This is a genomic window from uncultured Maribacter sp. (assembly GCF_947500985.1).
Classification (GTDB): Bacteria; Bacteroidota; Bacteroidia; order Flavobacteriales; family Flavobacteriaceae; genus Maribacter.
Map to the genome: position 1 here is coordinate 285,635 of NZ_CANMTX010000004.1, position 18,907 is coordinate 304,541.

Below are 18,907 nucleotides of genomic sequence, written 5' to 3' on the forward strand. Positions count from 1 at the left end.
CTGTTTATACTATTGTTTAATCTTCGGCGATAAGATTTCCATAAGCATCATATCTTTTATCTCCAAATTGTAAGGTAATGTCAGCACCTGAACTGCTAATGGAATACGAACTCCCTTTTTCTGTAAGTAGCACTTTACCATCTTTATTTAGAAGTTGGTAAGTATTATGTATAGAAACCCATGTAAAACCATTTTCATGTGATAATATGCGGTCATAGATTAAGGGAATTACGATTACACCGTTCACATCAATTATACCGAATAAATTTTCGTCATTCTCTACAATGGCAAAACCATTTTTAAAATCTTCTATTTCTTTGTAAATAAAGGGGATGACAATTTCTCCGGAAGTAGTTAAAAAGCCATACTTGTTATTAGATTTTGCAGCCATTCTGTTATCGAAAGGGGCTCGTATATTGGTAATGCCCTCTAATTTTTTAATAACTCCTTTTGAGTTTATGATATAGTTTTCATTTTCTTCTCCTATACCTAGAACGTATTCATCGTCAATAATATATATTTTTATAAAATGCATATCTGAAAGCAATTCATACTCCACACTATACATCAACAAAGGGTCTTCGTATGATTTTTGGATAAAGGCAAGGCCATTGTCAGCTTCCCATACATACTCTACTTTAAGTTCGTCAAGTGTGTTGGTTTTAAGATTCAAATGATAATACAACGTATCATTCTGAAAGTAACGAGAACCAAGGCTTTGAATAGGGGTAAATGGGGTTCTAAAAAGTTCTTTGGTATCAGCATCTAAAAAGATGTTGTTGGTTCTGTTTTGTATCAAAATGATATCACCAAAATGACTATTGTTTTTAGCGGTAAAGGTAACCGTCTTTTGTTTTTCTTCGGTCTGTATAAATAATCGAAGACTCTCGATATTACCTTCAAAATAATATTTTAGATGGTAAACGCCATCTTTGTCTTTGACCGTTTTTGTTTTGCCTACCTTTTTTAAGAGATAATTTTTAAGTGATTCGGTGTCCTTGAATTTATCGCTTTTTAATTTTGTTTGCACATCTTCTAAAAGGGCTAACATTTCGTCAAAACCCTCTTCAGATTTATCATCTGAAGTAGGAGAGAAAGAACTGCTGTTTTGGTTTAAGAACTTACCATCGGTATTAAGCGCGCGAATACTTAGTCGTTCTTTGTATTCGTCGCTTACGGTTAAGTATACATGATTTTTTTCAAGTTTCTTTACCGTTATATTGGCGTCTTTATAGTTTATTTTTTTTCTTTTGTCGTCTACATCTAAAGAATCATAAGCAGCGGTATATCGAATGTTGTAATCTATTTGAACACTATCTATAACTGCAATTTTCCCCCAAGGTCTTTCAAAAAAGAAGCTAATTTCGTTATTCTGAATACCTTCTGTTGTACGGGTTCCATCTTTATAGAAAATTGCTTTAGGATTGAATTGTTCTTCCATACCTTCTTCCATCCAAACAGTACTCCAATAATCATCGCCAATTTTTTCAAATTCTAAAAGTGATTTGTCTTCACGAAAAATTTGTTTAAAACCAATATTATTGAATTGATGAAACGCTTTTTGAACTGATGCAGTATCTATTTTAAAAGGTTTCTCAAATCGTTCTTCTTCTGGAGTGTAATTTTTAATTTGATCTTCACTTGGGCTTTCGAAAAAGCCGGCAAAGGCTTTAAGCCCTTCAATACCTTTATCTAACTCTTGTTCGATTTCATTCAAACTACCACTGTCCATGCGAGCAATGAAGGCCTCCATTTGTGGATCCATCTCTTGAGCCTTTACGCAATAAAAATTAGCCGTGACACCGATAATTAGAAGTAAAATTCTTTTCATCATAAAATTCTCTTATTTAATAGTAAGCCAATTATAGCAATAGAATGATATGGGTAAATTTAAAAAGCCTTAGAAGTAGATTATTCTTATTTGCTTTTAAGTTAATGTTTATTTAATCTATGGAATAACCGTTACCAAATTGATAGCTTATTATAATACCATGGGTGTTACCAAGTGTAGAGCCATTGGTAGCCAAATTATAGTTGTAAATAGCTCTGACATTGTCAAATAAATAAATTCCTGCTAAAAAATTATAAGAATTATTTGTTCTATAACCAGTACCTATTTCAAATTTATTTCTGAAACTTACAGCAACATTAATATCTGCTTGTAGTGGAGCGCCATTTTCATATTTTAAAAGTACATTCGGTTTTATCATTAAATCCTCAAAAATATTATTGAAAAAACGGTATCCAAAATAACCATAGTACGGGCTGTTTAAATTTAGATTATCGTCTGATGCTAAAGCATCTCCTAAAACATTAGGCGTTGAAAACCCAACATAAAAAGAAGCGTGGTTAAATAAAAACCCTAAGCCAATAGTGGGTATAGAGGCGCTAATGTCTTGTGAAAAATTGGGGTCGCCAATAATACCTAATTGAGTTAAGTTGTTTTGGTATTGTTGCAGCCCTGCAGTAATCCCAAACGATAATACGCCAGCATCATATAGTTGCCAGTAAGGTCTGTTGCTTTTAAAATCAAAAAATATTTTATATGAGTAAGCTGCAAAAAAACTGGTAGAAGTAGTTACTCCTATTTCATCTCTAATAATACCTGCTCCTAATCCAATTTTATTACGATTAAGCGATCCATGACCACTTAATGAAAAACTTGTAGGGCTACCTTCCACTGGTTTAGAAAAACCAGTGTTACTTAACGAAAATTCTGTGTTTTGCGTTAAGCCGGCGTAAGCGGAATTTATGATAAAAGGATTATAATTATACTCTGTAAATGTTGGCGTTTGTTGGCCAAATAAAGTATTGTTCATTGCAAGAGACAGCATAACACCTAGTGCCAGCGTGCCAATTTTTATATTTAATTTCATGGTACTAGCGCTTGATTATTACGTATCCTTTAGTTTTTTGAAGAATAGTTTCCCCTTCAATTTGAATATTGAAGAAGTAGGTTCCATCTGGTAGCTGACCAGCACCCATTTTAGTTTTTAGGTTTGCTTCACCTGTGAATACTGCTGAATTATTGTCGTAATTTTTAATCTCGAATACCATATCTCCCCATCTATTGTAAATGCTTACAACATTTTCAGGATAGTATTCAATATTATCAATATGCCAATATTCGTTTATTCCGTCTCCGTCTGGTGAGAAGCCGTATTTAGTTTCATCTTCTGGTACTAAAGTGGTAAACGACTGTTGCTCGCACTGTATCGCATCACCTTTACTATTGTAAGGTGTAATGGTTACAAAGATTTCAGTGCCAAAAGGATATTCTTGAACAGGTGAGTAACTTGTATTACTTCCCATATCTTCATTGTTTACAATATCGGTTCCGCCAGCAGATGTGCCAATAGATAATCGATAACCATCTGTTTTTTCTACTTCTTGCCAAATGATACTGGCCTCTAAATCTACTTCAGTTTCGCCATTAAAAGGACTTGATAGAACGGTACACTCAGGAATAATAACTTCGGTTTCAAAACTATTAGAAGTACAGCCAACAGCATCACCAGAAGTGTTGTAAGGTGTAATGGTCACATAGATCAAAGTTTCAGACGGAAGGTTCTCTGCAAACGTATAACTTGTTAATGAAGCCACATCCTCATTATTTACGATATCGGTTCCATTAAGAGAAGTTCCAACCGAAATTCGGTATCCATCGGCATCAAAACTTGAATTCCATGAGATATCCGCCATAACAGAAACCTCTCTTGCATCATTTAATGAAGCAACCAAATCAGTACATGGTGGAATGGGTCTAATGGTAAAACTTTCTGAAGTACAACCAATGGCATCTCCAACTTCATTATAAGGTGTAATGGTAATAGTAACCATTTCCCCTTGGTTAAAGTCGTTCGGAAAAATGTAAGAGGTACCGGTAACTTCAAGGTCGGTCACATTGTTAGAAGTAGTATTGGTTGCACTAATAGTCAATTTATAACCATTTGCATCTGTAACGGCGTTCCAACTAATTTCATCTACTTCTGCCACGATATCACCGTCGGCAGGTGCTATTAAATTAGTACATAAAGGAACTGATTTGATCGTAAAACTTTCTGAGGTACAACCGATAGCATTGCCCACCTCGTTATAAGGAACAATGGTAACGGTAACCGTTTCACTTTGTTCAAAATCGTTCGGGAAATCATAACTGTTTCCAGTGGTTACATCAAAAATTCCATTGTTGGCTGTACTGCTACTTGCACTAATGGTAACATGATATCCATTGGCATCACTTATTTCATTCCAAGTAATACCTGTATCTACTGGTACATCTATATCACCATTTTCCGGCAGGCTTAAGTTGGTACACAATGGAATAGGTTTGATAGTAAAGCTTTCTGCAGTGCAACCGATCGCATCGCCTACTTCGTTATAAGGTACAATCGTAACAGTTACGTTTTCTCCTTGTTCAAAATCGTTTGAAAAGTTGTAGCTATTACCTGTAGTCACGTCAAAAGTTCCATTATTAGCGGTGCTTGTAGTTGCGCTCACGGTCACTTTGTATCCGGTAGCATCGGTAATTGTATTCCAAGTGATATTCGTATCCACAGGAATATTAATATCTTCATTAGCTGGTGCTGTTAGAATAGTGCATACAGGCACTGGTTTTATCGTAAAACTTTCTGAAGTACAACCAATGGCATCACCAACTTCATTGTATGGTGTAATAGTTACTGTAACGGTTTCCCCTTGCTCAAAATCATTCGAAAAATTATAGCTGTTGCCCGAGGTAATTAGCTCGTCAGTAGTATTATTTACAGTGCTACTACTTGCAGAAACAGTTAGCTTATACCCTGTTGCATCACTTACGGCTGTCCATGAAATATTTGTATCTACGGCTACATCAACTGCTCCATTACTAGGATCAATCAAGCTAGTACAGCCTGGTACTGGTTTTATAGTAAAACTTTCTGCGGTACATCCAATGGCGTCCCCTTGATCATTATAGGGTACAAGCGTTACCGAAACGGTTTCTCCTTGTGTAAAATCATTTGAAAAACTGTAAGTAGTTCCTGTAGTAATATCAAGGTCGGTTACATTGTTAATTGTACTAGTGCTAGCCACTATTGTTAATTTGTAACCATCGGCACCTGTGCTTGCATTCCATTCCAGATCCGAATCTACAGCTATATTTGTAGCATTGTCTGTAGGACTGATCAAAGTCGTACAAACAGGTACCGGTGGGGGTATAATAGTAAAACTTTCAGAAGTACATGGTCCTACGGCATTACCTATACTATTATATGGTACTATGGTAACGGTAACCGTTTCTCCTCTTTCAAAGTCATTTGCAAAATCGTAAGTTGTGCCTGTAGTAACATCAAAATCGGTCAAATTATTTGCTGTGCTACTACTTGCTGTTACGGTTAATTTATAACCGTCGGTATTACTACTGGCATTCCATTCTATACTCGTATCTACGGCAATGTCTGTAGCATTGTTTGCGGGTGTTATTAGAGAAGTACATAAAGGTGCGCCATCTGTTGTAAAAGTTTCTTCCATACAACCAATAGCATCTCCATTATCGTTATACGGAGTGACAGTTATATAAATAGGTGAACTTTCTGGTAAATCGGTCGCAAGGTCGTATGTAGTTACATTTAACACATCACCTGTAAAAATATCTGAACCTCCACTTGTTGTTCCTACGGTCAAATTATAACCGGTTGCAGATGATAATTCTGCCCAAGTTAAATTTGTGCTAGGGTCAACCGCAGTTGCACCATTAATAGGTGCTGTTAGCGTAGTACATGACGGTGGACTTGTAGAATCACCAGTAGTGAATGTTTCTTCAGTACAACCCGTAGCATCACCTTCATCATTATAAGGTATAATGGTTACGTAATGTAATCTGCCTTCCTGTAAATCTACAGGGATATCATAGGTGTTAGCGCCAACAACATCCACATTGTTTACTATCTCTATACCGCCAGAGGTGGTACCAACTAGTACTAAATAACCATTTGCGTTAGCTATCGGTGTCCAGCTTAAATGGGTGTCAATAGCAACATCAGTAGCACCATTTATAGGGCTGGTTAAGTTTGTACAAACTGGTGGTACAGGAATTAATTCTGTATGGAAACTTTCTTCGGTACATGAAACAGCATCGCCTTCATCATTATAAGGAATTATAGTCACGAAAATGTCACTATCTTCAGGTAAATCAGAAGTAAATTCATAGGTGTTTATATTACCTACATCTTCAGAATTTAATATGTCGCTAGCTCCAGAAGAAGTACCTACGATAAGTTTATAGCCATCGGCATTTGAAATTGGGTTCCAGCTTAAATCTGAAGTAACCAAAACATCATTGGCATTATTTAATGGTTCTGTAAGATTTGTGCAATCTGGAATAGTTGCCGGGTCATTAGAAATCGTAAAGTTTTCTTCGGTACAAGGACCAACGGCATCGCCTTCATCATTAAAAGGTATAATAGTTACATAAACCGTATCGCCAGTATTAAAATCAGAAGTAAATTCAAAAGATGTTTCATTGGTGATTGTTTCATTATCTACAATATCATTACCACCGGCAGAAGTACCTACGGTTAGGCGGTAGCCTTGTGCAAATAAAGCAGCATCCCAAGTTATATTAGTGTTCACAGGTACGTCAGTATCTCCATCTAAAGGGGAAGCTAATTGCGTACACTCTGGTATAGGACAATCGCGTACATCTTGGCTAAACGTCCATCCATACGTATCTATCATCGACTGTCTTTCTTCTTGTGCATCACAATAAGGTAGTCCTTCAGCACCTAGGGTGATTCCGCTGGTCAAGGTCTGTTCTGACCAAGCGATCAATGTGTTATCATAATTTTCTCTGATCAAAGCAGTATGATCTAGCATGTCACTCATATTAGTAACATTACTAACATCCCATTCGGCTAAACTTTGGTTTAAAGAAGTGGCATTATCGAACATAGAACGCATAGTTACATTACCTGGATTCCATAAATCCATAGGTTGGTTGTATGCCGATGCATTTCTAAACATATAATCCATATTGTTTACTCCAGAAATACGCCAGTTATTTAGGACTTGGTTAAAGGCAGTTGCATCACTGAACATTTCTTCCATAGTGGTTACTCCTCTAACGTTCCAGTCACTAATGTTCTCATTGAAGGCTGTAGCGCCTTTGAACATATCTTCCATAGTAGCTACAGAGGCTACATTCCAAGAATTCATAGCTTGATTGTATGCCGTTGCTCCATTGAACATGGCTTCCATAGTGGTAACAAAAGAGACATTCCAAGCATCTATATTTTGGTTAAAAGCAGTTGCTCCACTGAACATTTCCTCCATGTTTAAAGCTTCTCCTGTATTCCAAGAAGTAAGAGGTTCATTAAAAGCCAATGCATTTTTAAACATAGCTTCAAAATTGGTAACAACGGCAGTATTCCAATTGTTCAAAGGTTGGTTAAAAACAGCCGCATCTTCAAACATAGATTCCATTAGTGTTACTGAACTAACATTCCAAGTATTAATTGGCTGATTAAAAAGTAGAGCATCCTCAAACATATTATTCATGGTAGCTACTGCACTTACGTTCCAATTACCTAAAGGCTGATTGAATACCGCTGCACCACGAAACATGCTAGACATGTTTACTACAGAATTTACATCCCAACTATTAAGAGGTTGGTCAAAACTTAATGCATAACTAAACATACTGGTCATGTTGGTTACATTGGTAACATTCCAACTATCAATATTTTGATTAAAACTATCCGTACTACTGAACATTGAAGACATAGTTGAAACACTATTAACATTCCAAGAATCTAAAGGCTGATTAAAGGCTTCAGCATTATAGAACATAGAAGCCATAGTTGTCACCGATGAAACATCCCAACTGTTTAATGGTTCGTTAAATGCAATCGCAGAATAGAACATTTGACTCATAGTTGTCACCGATGAAACATCCCAGCTGTCAATATCCTGATTAAAAACTTCTGCGGAATAAAACATTTGATCCATTTCTTCCACCTTTTCTACATTCCATAAATTAAGTGGTTGGTCAAATACTTCTGCACTATAAAATAGTTGAGACATATCTATTACATTACTTACGTTCCAACTATTAAGTGGTTGGTTAAAGGATTCTGCTTGTTGAAACATTCGAGCCATATCAATAACATTGCCAACATTCCAAGAACTAATATCTTGATTGAATTCGTCTGTACTGGCAAACATAAAATTCATGTTAGTAACATTGCTAACATCCCAATTATTTAAAGGTTGGTTAAATATATCGGCAGAACCAAAAACACCATACATACCCGTTACATTGCTGACATCCCAATTGTTGATATTACCATTGAATTTGTCACATACAATGAACATACTTGTCATATCTGTTACATTGGTTAAATTAGGTACGTCTGTGGCATTATATTCCATGTTTTCGCAACCCGCAAAAGCATTATTCATACTTTCCCAAGCTTGTGTTCCCCATTGGTCAATAGATAAGAGTTTGTATGCATCACCACTAGATTGATTATGCCTAGGGCTAGGGAAGGTTCCTATTATACTTACAGTGTAAATACCAGGATTTAAGTACGTATGTGTAATAGCACCTGTCACATTGTTATCATATTGCCCGTCTCCCCAATCAATATTATAATCATAAGTGAAGCCAGATTGAGTTTGGATTATAAGTTGATTTATGGGTGTTGTAGTCGTTCCTTCTTGTAAAGTAGTATCATAGGTAAGTTTAAAGGCATCTAAACTATTTACCCAACTCTCAACTACGGTAAAATTAATTTCTTGGCATCCTGTAGCGGGACCTTCACCATTGTAAGGGACTACAGTTACAAAAACCATGTCATTTGCCATAAATTCATTGGTGAAACTAACACCAACTACATTACCTACATCATAGTTGTTTGCAGTACTACCATTTATAGTTACATAACTTCTTACTCCGCCTCTTTCAACTTCAATCGTAACTCTATAGCCTGTTGCGTTTGGGGCTGGATTCCAACGAATATCACTATTAGCAGGTGTCGCTGTATCACTTGAATGAGGCATAGTGATTTCTGTACATAAAACATAAGAACAGTTAACAGCGTCTCCTGTAATATTCCAACCATCATCATCTATTAAACTTTGTCTTTGTGTTAAAGCATCACAGTATTGTAAATTGGTTGCGCCTAAATTAATACCAGAGTTTACCGTTTGTCCTGACCAAGCGATTAGAATGTTGTCATAATTTTCTTGAGAAATACCGCTGTTTGAGAATATATTACTCATGTTGGTTACCGAGGATATGTTCCAAACTCCTATGTTTTGATTAAAAGAAGTAGCAGCTGAAAACATTCCACTCATATTTGTAACTATTGAGGTATCCCAACCTGTGATATCTTCATTAAAAGAGGTCGCAAGGTTAAACATGTTAGTGAAGTTTGTTGCACTAAGTAAGTTCCAAGAGTTAAGAGGTTGATTAAATGCTGTAGCTCTATAAAAAATACCAGTAACATTGGTGACATTTGCAACATTCCAACTATTTAAAGGTTGATTGAAAACAGAAGCTTGTTGAAACATACTACCTATATTTGTAACATTACTAATATTCCAACCACTTATATTTTGATTAAAAGCGTCTGTTAAAGAGAACATGCCTTCCATATTTGTGACATTGGTAACTAACCAATTTCCAATGGGTTGATTAAAAGAAGAATTATCTCTGAACATGTTTTTCATATTGGTAACCGCACTAACGTCCCAGTTATCTAAGGGGTAGTTATAAACATTATCCCAATAATAGCCATCGAACATACTTTCCATATTCGTAACCTTACTGGTGTCCCAATTATTTAGTGGTTGATTAAATGTCCAGTGTCTTTGAAACATAAATGACATATCTTCTACCAAAGAAACTATCCAGTCTCCGATAGGTTGATTAAATACAGCATTAGAAAACATGTGAGACATGTTGGTTACTTTACTTACATCCCAATTTCCAATAGGTTGATTAAAACCAGAATCATCGAACATATAACTCATGTCTGTTACTTTAGATACATCCCAATTATTAAGTGGCATATTGAAGTCATTAGTATCCGAAAAAGTAAATGACATATTTGTAACTTGACTTACATTCCAATTGTTAATGTTTTGATTAAAATCTCCTGCATTATCAAACATTCCCATCATGTTTGTTACTGCTCCTGTATTCCAATTATCTAAAGGTTCATTGTATCTTGAGGCAGAATAAAATGTTTGAGACATATCGGTAATAGAACTAGTTACCCATAGGTCAAGAGGTCTATTAAAGCTACTATTTGAATAGAACATTCCAGAAATATCCGTTATAGTGCTTACATCCCAATCATTTACAATTCCATTAAAAGAAGAACAACCTCTAAACATCTGTTTAAGAGTGGTTACTTGTGAAAGGTCAGGCGAATCAATAGCATCAAAATTCAAATTTTCACAACCATAGAAAGCATTTTCCATAGTTTGCCATTGAATAGTACCCCAACTTAAAATTTCAATGATTTTAAGTTTGTCATTAGCTTGTTCATCGTTGAAATAGATAGAAGGAAAAGTACCGCTAATTTTGATAGTATACGTTCCAGGAGCACCGTAGTCATGAGTAATATTTCCGGTAACACCAGTATCGGTACTTGTATCTCCCCAGTCTATCGTGTAATTATAGTTAGTATATGCGGGATTGGTTGGGATAGTTACCTGATTATTGGCAGAAGAACCAGATTCTATATTATTGGTGTTCCAAATAGATGTAAAATCTTGTCCTAAAAGACAGAGCGTAAAAAATAAGGAGAGCGTGGTAAGTAAGGTTTTAATCATGTTTGGTTGTGATATTAAGTAGTAACGAACTGTTTTGGCATATATGATAAATTCTTTAAATCATGTTGTCAACGTACTATTTTCATAGGTGAACGATTCAGTTTTTAATGCCTTGTTAAATTTATGTTACACTGTATATAGTACAAACAACAGGGATAACAAGGTTAAAAGTATTTAGTTTGGAAAGTGAGAACGAGGTTCTATTTGCTAAATTGTTCAAATGGTACCACTCGGTTGAATGGTACATCATTTAGCTAAAAATAAAGTGAATATTACTTTTTTAAAGTGAATTCTTATATTCTGACGGAGTAAGACCAGTGTAGTTTTTAAACGCTCTGTTAAAAGAAGTCTTACTTTTAAATCCAGAATCAAAAGCTATGGCAATCATTTTAGAATGTATGTTCTTTGGGTCTTTTAATTGATCTTGTGCTTCAATTATACGGTAAGAATTTATAAAATTATAGAAGTTCTGTTCAAATTCGTAATGCAATACTTCAGATAAATGATGACTACTAATCCTTAAATTATTAGCCAGTTCAGAATGATTTAAAGAAGCATTTAAATAAGGCTTTTCATGCTTCATAAGTTCTAGAATAGAATTTTTATAAAGTTTTCTGTCTTCGATGGATAATGAAGAATTTTTATATGGAGCGGCTACTTTTTCAACAAGTTCATCTATACCTTTTAATCTATCATTTTTGGATAGTGATATGTTCTCAGGTTGTATATCTTTTGTGATACCAACTTTATTGTACTTTTGTATTTCTTCTTTTAAGAGACTATATTGAGCCTGAATCTTTAATATGTTTTTCTTTTCTTTCTTTTTTTGAATTACATAAAAGAATAAAAATCCTGAAAGGATTAATAGGGCGAAGCTTCCTGAAAAAATCAGCATCTTTTTATTTTTAAGTAATGATGATATGGTTTTATTATTTTCGGTTATTTCTGAATCTTTATCATCGATTTCTTTTTTTAATTCTAATTGGGTAGCTTGAGTGGTGTTGTTCAAGAAAATAGCCTGCGTTTTGATAAACGCCTTTTGTTCTTCATGAGATCTTTCAATATTTCCTTCACTTTCATAGACCTGAGCTAAGTATTCGTGACAATACATTTCAACTTCTAAATTTTCACTTTTCTTTCCAATGGCTAAAGCCTCTTCTAAATTGGTCAAAGCTAAAGAGGCCTCGTTTAATTTAAAATATGATTTCCCTAAGTTATAGAACAGCCATGCTCGATGTTTGGTTGGTTCCTCTGCTTTCGTATATTTTAATGCGCTGTTGCCAATAGTAATTGCTTCTGCGTATTTTTTTTGTTGATACAAGATGTCGCAAATATCATTTACCGAGCTTAAAATAACTACATTGTTATTTATTTCTTCGCCTAATTTTTTTGCCTGGTATAGATAGTCTAGGGCTTTGTCCAGTTCCCCTAGGTCAGAATAACTATTCGAAAGTCCTATTAGTGCTGCAGCCTTTATTTTACCAGAGTTCTCTTCAAAATTGGCTACTATCAATACCTTTTCCATAGCGTCTATCGCCTTAGTATAAAGTTTAATATCATAATAGGTATTGCCTAAATTCACTAAAACAACAGTTTTTGTTTTTTTGTCATCTGGTATTTCTTTGCACTTTTCTAAAGCGGTATGAAATAACGGTATTGATTTTTGTTGTTGCCCTTTGTTATTATAATAGATGGCTTGGTTAGTTAAAGAAATAATGTACATTTTTGATAAACCATACTCTTTAGAGATACTTTGTAAAGAGTCGGTATATGTTTTATGTAATTCATATTCCCCATTACCATAATGTTCTTGTAGTTTTTCTAAATAGTAGATGGCTTTTTCATTTGCATTAGACATTTTTTCATCACTATCATTTTGAGCATTTAAATAAAAGAAAGTAGAAAAAAAGAAAATAAATAAGGGGGAGTATTTCATGTTTACCTGACTATATAAGTAATTTGCCTTTGGTAATTTAAAAATAAAAATTTCCAAAAAGAAATAAGGGTTCTCATTAAATTGTTTTAATTGAAATTGAAACAATTGTTTGTCATTTTGAATTATTCTTCGAAGCATTATATTATGTGAAAGAGCTAACAAATATTAAAGGATTCAAATATATTTATCGATATATGTTATCTAAATATGTTGAAAGAAGAATCTTTAAATTCAAAATTTCGATTAAGTCATATTCCTAAACTACTAGCAGAGACCTATACATCATGGATGGAGAAAGAACCATTTCAAATAAGTGCGGTTATAGCATATTATGCAATTCTCTCTTTGCCAGGTTTATTGATTTTGATATTGGAGTTAGTTGGGGGAATTTGGGGTAAAGAAATCGTACGTGGTGAGTTGTTTGCTGAAATTTCGTCGGCTATGGGGCCCGATACGGCACAATCAATTCAAGAAATGATTGCAGACCGCGGTAGTCAACAAACATCGTTAGTAGCAACTCTTTTGGGGGTTGGAGTACTGATATATGGTGCAACCGGAGTTTTTTACCAGTTACAAAATTCTTTGAATGACATTTGGGAGGTAAAACCAAAATACTCGAACGAGGTGTTGTCTACTTTATTTATGAGATTAAAGGGCTTCGGGTTTATAATAATTATAGGCTTTCTATTATTGGTCAGTTTTGTACTCACATCATTATTGTCTGCATTTTCATCACAGCTTTCTAAGCTTTTGCCAGAAGGAATGTTAGAGTTAGGTTTTGGGTTAGATATAATATTATCTCTAGGTTTTATATACCTCTTATTTGGAGCAATGTTTAAGTACCTGCCCAGCACCCATGTTCGGTGGAAAGCAGTTAAAGTAGGGGCTGCATTAACTGCGTTACTATTTTTAATAGGTAAATATGCTCTTGCTTTCTATTTTGGTAAAGCAGAGCCAGGTTCAACCTATGGTGCAGCAGGAAGCATAATTTTAGTAATGCTATGGGTCTCGTACTCTAGTTTAATTGTCACTTTCGGAGCCCAGTTCACCAAAATTTATTCAGATAGCTATTTGAAGGAGAATTAAATCTCCTTCATTTTATCATTAATTTCCTTTAAGCATAGATTACCTAAACTACCCTCGTGTGTGTGGTGAATATCTCTTTTAGGGGTAAAAGTGCCTTCGTTAATTTCTTGTCCCATTTTCTTGTACGCATCTCTAAAAGGCATGCCGTTTTGCACCAGCTCATTTAAAGTGTCAACACTAAATAGGTAATCATACTTCGGGTCTTCTAAGATGTCATTATTGACTTTAATTTCTTTTAAACTGAATGTCAGTATTTCTAAACATGCTTTCATGTCTTGAATTGCCGGTATAATAATTTCCTTCACTAATTGTAGATCTCTATGATAACCGCTTGGTAAATTATTTATGATTAAAGTAAGTTGATTTGGAATAGACTGTAACTTATTGCACTTACCACGTACCAATTCAAAAACATCAGGATTCTTCTTATGTGGCATAATGCTAGAACCCGTAGTCAACTCATCTGGGAAGGAAATGAAGTTGAAGTTCTGGCTCATGTACAAGCAAATATCCATAGCCATTTTAGAAAGCGTTGCAGCAATATTTGCGATGCCAAATGCAGTAGCTTTTTCCACTTTTCCTCTACTCATTTGAGCGGCAACTACATTGTATTTTAGTGTGCTAAAGCCCATTTCTTTAGTAGTAAATCTACGATTGATAGCAAATGAACTTCCGTAACCTGCAGCACTGCCTAACGGGTTTTGGTCGGCAACTTTGTAGGCGGCTTCAATAAAATAAAGGTCGTCAATTAAACTTTCTGCATAAGCAGAAAACCAAAGTCCGAATGAAGAAGGCATGGCAATTTGTAAATGTGTATACCCAGGTAACATAACATCTTTATGTTCTTGCGCTTTAACCAAAAGAAGATTAAAGAGCGACTTTGTCATTGATTTAATTTCTGTTAACTCATCTTTTAAATAAAGGTGCATAGCCACTAAAACTTGATCGTTTCTAGAGCGTGCGGTATGTATTTTTTTGCCAGTATCGCCTAAACTAAGGGTAAGCATGTATTCTATTTTAGAATGCATGTCTTCAAAAGAATTTTCGATAGTAAAAGTTCCTTTTTCTATTCGTGCAGCGATAGTATTCAACTCTCTTACGAGGTCTTGAGTTTCTTTAGGTGTAATCAATCCGATTTCGCCTAACATTTTGGCATGAGCTCTAGATGCAATAATATCGTACTTAGCCAATAGTAAATCTAGTTCTCTGTCATTACCTACGGTGAAATGATCAATCTTTTTATCAGTGCTAAATCCTTTATCCCAGAGTTTCATAATTCAAGTGTCAAGTTCAAATATCAAGTTCAAAACTTAATAATGATAATTAATTTTATAATTAGCCGCACGCTTAGTGCATGAAGCCTTTTAATATTTTAATATACAAATCTATGCCTTCTTCAATTTCATGTACATAGATAAATTCATTGGCTGAGTGAGAGCGTGTGCTGTCACCAGGCCCTAGTTTCAATGACTGGCAACTTAATGCTGCTTGATCAGAGAGTGTAGGTGAACCATAGGTTGTTCTGCCTAATGCAATACCCGATTTTACTAACGGATGGTCTTTATCTATTTTCGACGAATTGAGGCGTAAAGATCGCTCCTTTAATTCGCATGGCGCATTCTTCTTTAGTAAATCTGCAATTTCTTTGTTGCTATAGGCGTCATTTACACGAACATCAACTACCATATCAACTTGAGCTGGCACCACATTGTGTTGTGATCCTGCACTAATTTGAGTAACGGTCATTTTTACATCTCCCAAGGCTTCAGATGATTTGTCGAATGTGTAGTTCTTAAACCATTCTAAAACTTTAATAGAGTTGTAAATGGAATTATCATTGTTTGGATGTGCAGCGTGCGACGGAGTACCTTTTACCACAGCATCAAATACAACCAGCCCTTTTTCAGCAATAGCCAATTGCATTAAAGTAGGTTCGCCAACTATAGCTACATCAATATGTGGTAATTTAGGTAACAGCCCGCGTAAGCTATTTTCACCTGCATTTTCTTCTTCTGCAGAAGCGACCATAAGAATATTATGGCTGAGGTTTTCATCATTGTAATAGTTCACAAAAGTTGCTAAAAGAGACACTAAAGGTCCGCCTGCATCATTACTTCCTAATCCGAATAATTTACCATCTTCAATATGGGGCAAAAAAGGGTCTTTAGTATAGGCTTTATTAGGCTTAACGGTATCGTGATGCGAGTTTAAAAGTAGGGTAGGTTTAGAATTGTCCCAAAATTTATTCTTCGCAATAATATTGTTGAGGTCCCTTTCTGTAGGGATATCGTATTTTGCCAACCAAGCTTGTATAGCATCAGCAGTTTTGTCTTCTTCCTTAGAAAAAGATTCTATTGAAATTAGTTCCTTTAATAATGCTATCGCATTTTCTGTTAGTTCTGTTTGGTTCATTCTATAGGGTTATCGTAGTGAACAGTTCGGTGTTTTTATCTAACATGGTTACATCGCCCAAACATACTTTTTTAACAGTATTGTTCAATGCATGAAAGCAATTGTGAAGTTTAGGTAACATGCCATCAGCAATTATTCCTGCTGATAAAAGTTCTTTGTATGTAGTTGTATTAATATTTTTTACAACGCTATTGTCATCGTTAATATCCATTAGAACCCCTTTTTTCTCAAAGCAGTAATAAAGGGTAGTTTCATAGGTTGATGCCATACCGATTGCAATTTCAGATGCTATGGTATCTGCATTGGTATTTAGTAATTGTCCGGCACCATCGTGCGATAGCGCACAGAAAATAGGCGTGAGTTTGATGGATAGGAGATTGCTGATTAGTTCAGAATTTATGCCGTCAATATCACCGACAAATCCGTAGTCTATTTCTTTTACGGGGCGTTTATGTGCCTGTATGCTATCACCATCAGCACCGCTTAACCCGATGGCATTAATATTTTTTGCTTGAAGCTGAGCAACGATTTTCTTGTTTGCCAATCCACCGTAAACCATAGTAATTATATCGACAGTTTCGGCATCGGTAATACGTCTGCCATCAATCATTTTAGATTCAATACCTAGTTTAGTGGCTAGTTGGGTAGCTAATTTTCCGCCACCATGTACTAAAATTTTTAGTCCGTCTAGTTTGGCAAATGCAGTAAGAAAAATTGCTAAAGCTTTTTCATCCTCAATGACATTACCGCCAATTTTCACAACGCTTAGTTTATTTTTCATCGTCAGAAAATTTGAACATGAGTACCATGGCAACGATAAGAATAATGTTACTAACCGGACCCATATATGTTTTCCAATGTGCGGTACTATGATCAATATCGACCATATTTGCTACAAATAAAATAAGTGCAAATAATGCGATGCCGATATAAATCCATTTATTAATTTTCATTGCTTTCCAGTATTTTCTTTAGAACCAATTGTGCTGCGTATGTTCTGTTATTCGCTTGTTCAATGACCAATGATTGCTCACTATCTAAAACTTCATCGGCAACCACTACATTTCTACGCACCGGAAGACAATGCATAAATTTAGCCTTTCCTAATTTTTTTAGGGTCATTTGCCAATTGGTATCTTGAGATTTTATTTGACCGTAATCAGTATAACTGCTCCAGTTTTTTACATAAACAAAATCGGCATTTTCTAGCGCCTTTTCTTGATCATATTCAATCTTAGAATCTTTGGTAATATTAGAATCTAGTTCATAACCTTCAGGATGTGTAATTACAAATTCAGCATTTTGCTTTTGCATCATTTGTATAAATGAATTGGCAACCGCTTGTGGTAAGGCCCTAGGGTGTGGTGCCCATGACAAAACTACCTTTGGGTTGTTCTTAAAGTTATGTTCTTCTAAAGTAATGGCATCGGTTAGTGCCTGTAAAGGATGCCCAACAGAACTCTCCATATTTACGATAGGTACAGATGCGTATGTTTTAAATCCGTTTAAAACTTCCTCGGCTTCGTCCAACTCTTTGTCTTTCAAACCTGCAAAAGCACGAATGGCAATGATATCACAATATTGAGAAATTACCTGTGCAGCTTCTTTTATATGTTCAGAGGTACCTTGATCCATAACAGTACCATCGGCATATTCTAAAGCCCAACCTTCACTACCAAAGTTCATAACAATAACTTCCATACCTAAATTCATTGCCGCTTTTTGAGTACTTAAACGTGTACGTAGCGAGTTGTTGAAAAATAGGAGTCCGATAGTTTTGTCACTACCTAAAGCTTTAAATTTTTTAGGTTGTTTTTTAAGCGATATAGCTTCTTTTACCCAAGTAGATAAAGAGTCTATATCATTTATAGAAAGGTAATTCATGATGCTTTAATTTTAGTAAATGTGCTTTTGTTATCAATGGCGTCGATAATGAAGTGATCTTTTAAACCATTTGTGATCCAAGTTTCAATACCTGCTTTTTGGGCAATAGTTGCTGCATCTATTTTAGATTGCATTCCGCCAGTGCCATGTGTGGATTTAGATTCACCAATTTCTTTTAATAGGATGCTGAGATCCGATACTGTTTCAATTGTTTTTGGTGTAGCAGTCGATAAGGATGACTTCGTATAAATACCATCAGTATTGGTAGCAATAATTAGAATATCTGCAGATAAAAGAGAGGCTGTTAATCCTGCTAATTTATCGTTGTCACCAAACTTAATTTCATCTGTTGCAACGGTATCATTTTCGTTAATGATAGGGATGAAATTATTAGCGACAAGAACGTTGATTGTATTTTTAATATTCACCCTAGTTTGCTCTTTTTCAAAGTCGGAATACGATAGTAAACACTGTGATGTAAAAAGCCCAAGCTCCCTAAAATTCTCTTGAAAAATACGCATTAAGTGGGGCTGACCTATAGATGCCAATGCCTGTTTTACATTGATTTCTTCACCATTATGTTCCAATTTTACGAATTGCTTTGCTGCCGCAATAGCACCAGAACTTACAATGATGAATTCATATTGGTCTTTTAAAGCTGCTATTTGCCTACCAATATCTTCGATTTTACCACGAGAGATATGGTCAGTGTCCTTGGTTAAGGTATTAGAACCTAATTTTAATAAAATTCTCTTTTTCAACATGCTT

The 18,907-nt window shown here is 35.1% G+C and carries 11 protein-coding genes; 1 reads left to right on the forward strand and 10 read right to left on the reverse strand.

Annotation, left to right across the window (positions count from 1 at the left end; all coding sequences use genetic code 11):
- Positions 1-16: 16 nt before the first annotated feature.
- The 4 genes from Q0871_RS10585 to Q0871_RS10600 all read right to left on the reverse strand — a co-directional run bounded on the left by Q0871_RS10585 (position 17) and on the right by Q0871_RS10600 (position 12,895).
- Positions 17-1,834, reverse strand: a complete 1,818-nt coding sequence (locus Q0871_RS10585; RefSeq protein ID WP_299322235.1) for a WG repeat-containing protein — start codon at positions 1,832-1,834, stop codon at positions 17-19.
- Positions 1,835-1,943: 109 nt separating this feature from the next.
- A complete protein-coding gene (locus Q0871_RS10590) occupies positions 1,944-2,876 on the reverse strand; it encodes a PorP/SprF family type IX secretion system membrane protein (RefSeq protein WP_299322239.1) in 933 nt (310 codons plus the stop codon).
- 4 nt (positions 2,877-2,880) lie between these two features.
- The gene (locus tag Q0871_RS10595) at positions 2,881-10,821 is read right to left on the reverse strand and encodes a BspA family leucine-rich repeat surface protein (protein ID WP_299322242.1); all 7,941 of its coding nucleotides are present in this window, start codon (positions 10,819-10,821) and stop codon (positions 2,881-2,883) included.
- Positions 10,822-11,101: 280 nt separating this feature from the next.
- Complete coding sequence (locus Q0871_RS10600) at positions 11,102-12,895, reverse strand: tetratricopeptide repeat protein (RefSeq protein WP_299322245.1); 1,794 nt, start codon at positions 12,893-12,895, stop codon at positions 11,102-11,104.
- Positions 12,896-12,964: 69 nt separating this feature from the next.
- On the opposite strand from Q0871_RS10600, the gene Q0871_RS10605 reads away from it, so the two are divergent.
- Complete coding sequence (locus tag Q0871_RS10605) at positions 12,965-13,843, forward strand: YihY/virulence factor BrkB family protein (protein WP_299322249.1); 879 nt, start codon at positions 12,965-12,967, stop codon at positions 13,841-13,843.
- On the opposite strand, the gene argH is transcribed toward Q0871_RS10605, so the two are convergent.
- The 6 genes from argH to proB form a co-directional block, all read right to left on the reverse strand.
- Positions 13,840-15,117 carry an argininosuccinate lyase gene (argH, locus tag Q0871_RS10610; protein ID WP_299322254.1) on the reverse strand — a complete coding sequence of 426 codons (1,278 nt, stop codon included), beginning with the start codon at positions 15,115-15,117 and terminating at the stop codon, positions 13,840-13,842. The two genes, Q0871_RS10605 and argH, sit on opposite strands and share 4 nt — an antisense overlap.
- A gap of 73 nt (positions 15,118-15,190) precedes the next feature.
- Complete coding sequence (locus tag Q0871_RS10615; protein WP_299322259.1) at positions 15,191-16,255, reverse strand: M20 family metallo-hydrolase; 1,065 nt, start codon at positions 16,253-16,255, stop codon at positions 15,191-15,193.
- A 1-nt stretch (position 16,256) separates the two neighbouring features.
- A complete protein-coding gene (gene argB / locus Q0871_RS10620) occupies positions 16,257-17,036 on the reverse strand; it encodes an acetylglutamate kinase (RefSeq protein ID WP_299322265.1) in 780 nt (259 codons plus the stop codon).
- Positions 17,026-17,208: a hypothetical protein gene (locus tag Q0871_RS10625; protein ID WP_299322270.1), complete on the reverse strand. Its 183-nt coding sequence runs from the start codon at positions 17,206-17,208 to the stop codon at positions 17,026-17,028. The genes argB and Q0871_RS10625 overlap by 11 nt, the downstream gene beginning before the upstream one ends.
- Complete coding sequence (locus tag Q0871_RS10630) at positions 17,198-18,139, reverse strand: acetylornithine carbamoyltransferase (RefSeq protein ID WP_299322273.1); 942 nt, start codon at positions 18,137-18,139, stop codon at positions 17,198-17,200. Before Q0871_RS10630 ends, Q0871_RS10625 begins: the two co-directional genes overlap by 11 nt.
- Complete coding sequence (proB, locus tag Q0871_RS10635) at positions 18,136-18,903, reverse strand: glutamate 5-kinase (RefSeq protein ID WP_299322278.1); 768 nt, start codon at positions 18,901-18,903, stop codon at positions 18,136-18,138. The genes Q0871_RS10630 and proB overlap by 4 nt, the downstream gene beginning before the upstream one ends.
- Between the last annotated feature and the right edge of the window lie 4 nt (positions 18,904-18,907).